The sequence below is a fragment of the Mannheimia kashgarensis genome (assembly GCF_041807705.1).
GTDB lineage: Bacteria > Pseudomonadota > Gammaproteobacteria > Enterobacterales > Pasteurellaceae > Mannheimia.
In genome coordinates, this window is the sequence record NZ_JBGTYY010000060.1 from 1 (window position 1) to 2,081 (window position 2,081).

Here is a 2,081-nt window from a genome sequence, read left to right on the forward strand (position 1 = left end):
AACCAAATGAAACTCGACCTTGCCAAACTTGAGCAAAATGCAATGCTGGACTTGTACGAGGTTGATTTGCGTAAATTGCAAGACAAAAACGGCAATGCCGGTGTGGTTTATCGTTTTTACTCGGGTTTAAATGAGCTGAAAACCAGCGTAGTTTGGCAAGGTCGAACTTACGACCCTTACCCCATCGAGGCAACAGGATTTGAACGAAACAGTAGCGGCCCGAGCAATCGTCCAACCCTGACACTATCAAATCTGTTTGGTTTAATTACCGGTATTGCGAATCAGTTTGACGAATGTATCGGGGCGATTGTCCGCCGGCATCAGGTTTATGCTCAATATTTAGATGCGGTAAATTTTGCTGGCGGTAATGCCAAAGCCGATCCTAATCAAGAAATTATCAGCCATTTTGTGATTGAACAACTTTCCAGCCTCACCCGAGAAACGGCGACCTTTACGCTTGCGTTGCCGATTGAAACCGATAATGCCAAGATCCCGAGCCGAATTATTATGGCGGATACCTGTACTTGGATTTATCGCTCAGCGGAATGTGGCTATACTGGCAGACAATATTTTGATGAAAAAGACAAACCGACATCAGACCCAAAAGCAGATAAATGTAGTCATTGCCTGAATGGTTGTAAATTAAGAGGCAATCAACGCAATTTTGGCGGGTTTGTATCGGTAAATAAATTGGGGTAAATAATGAACTTAGAGCAACAAATTATCGACTTCGCTCTCAAAAACGAACCGCACGAAATGTGCGGTTTTGTTGTTTTTGACGGCAAACAAAATCAATTTATCCCTTGCGAAAACCAAGCGGACGACAAAGCTAATTACTTTGAAATCTCCGATCTTGATTACATCAAAGCAGAAGAAAAAGGCGAACTGATGGCGGTGGTGCATTCACACCCCGAACCAAATGGCAAGCCTATACTATCTACCCTTGATCGCAAAATGCAAGTACAGACCGGTTTAGATTGGTGGCTGGTGCATAATCGGGAAATCCATAAATTCCGCAATGTACCACATTTAATCGGGCGTGAATTTAAACACGGAGTAATGGACTGTTATACGCTCTATCGTGATGCCTATATGCTTGCCGGTTATGAGATGGATGAGTTCGAGCGACAAGATGACTGGTGGCACAGCGGGCAAAATCTTTATTTGGATAATATCCAAGGGCAAGGTTTTGAGCGAGTGGAAACCCCACAAATCGGCGATGTGATTTTAATGCAAGTAGGTGCTGATGTGCCGAACCACGCTGCCATTTACATTGGCGAACAGATGGTAATCCATCATAGCCCGAACCGATTATCTAAGCGTGATTTATACGACGGCTATTGGTTACGTCATACCCACAGCATTTGGCGGCATAAACTGGCGGAGAAGTTAGATTTTGACGGCATATTGAATGATATTGCTGTTCAGGATTAGCAAAAAATCTTTAAAGCAGTTTAAAAGAAATTTAGCCATTAAGTTGTGAAAATACATTTGACAAAGCAAAGGTGTGGAAGTCCTTCAACGTTACACAGACAATGAGCATTGTTATGATTTCACAACGCAATCGGAAAAAACAAACCCCGAAGCGTTTGCAGCACTTCGGGGTTTTTCATATCCACTTACCTAACTAAGAGGACATAAATTAAATGAATGATAAACGATTTACATTCAAATTTCTAGGAGTTCTTATGGAAGCAATAAATATTACCCCAAAAGAAATCAGAAAAACAATGTGGACAGCCGCAATAATTCTCTTTTTGTTTGCGTTCATCTGGAAAGCCCCTGAATTTATCACTGCTATTCGTTGGTGGTAACTATGATTACAGTTAAATTTTACGGAAATCTTAGAAAATTCGGTACAGACTTTAGACTTGAAGTTAAAGACACCGCAGAAGCCATCAGAGCGTTATGCTCACAGCTTACAGGCTTGCGTGAAACGTTGCGAGACGGTATTTATAAAGTCCGCATCGGGAAACAGTATTTAGATGCCTCAGCCCTTGAAAAAGGGCTTTTTTATTGCCTGAAGAAAGGGCAAACCATTCATTTTACCCCTGTTATCAAAGGGGCGAAAAGCGGGGGGG

The 2,081-nt window shown here is 42.1% G+C and carries 4 protein-coding genes; all 4 read left to right on the top strand.

Annotated features, from left to right (window positions below):
• Nucleotides 1-699, top strand: a 699-nt coding sequence (locus ACERCF_RS12410; protein WP_373625774.1) for a phage minor tail protein L, incomplete at its 5' end; no start/stop codon positions are given.
• 3 nt (nt 700-702) lie between these two features.
• Nucleotides 703-1,434: a C40 family peptidase gene (locus tag ACERCF_RS12415; protein WP_373625775.1), complete on the top strand. Its 732-nt coding sequence runs from the start codon at nt 703-705 to the stop codon at nt 1,432-1,434.
• 254 nt (nt 1,435-1,688) lie between these two features.
• Nucleotides 1,689-1,814, top strand: a complete 126-nt coding sequence (locus ACERCF_RS12420) for a hypothetical protein (protein WP_015484176.1) — start codon at nt 1,689-1,691, stop codon at nt 1,812-1,814.
• Nucleotides 1,815-1,816: 2 nt separating this feature from the next.
• Nucleotides 1,817-2,081: tail assembly protein (locus ACERCF_RS12425; RefSeq protein WP_472853099.1), on the top strand; the 265-nt coding region annotated here is incomplete at its 3' end.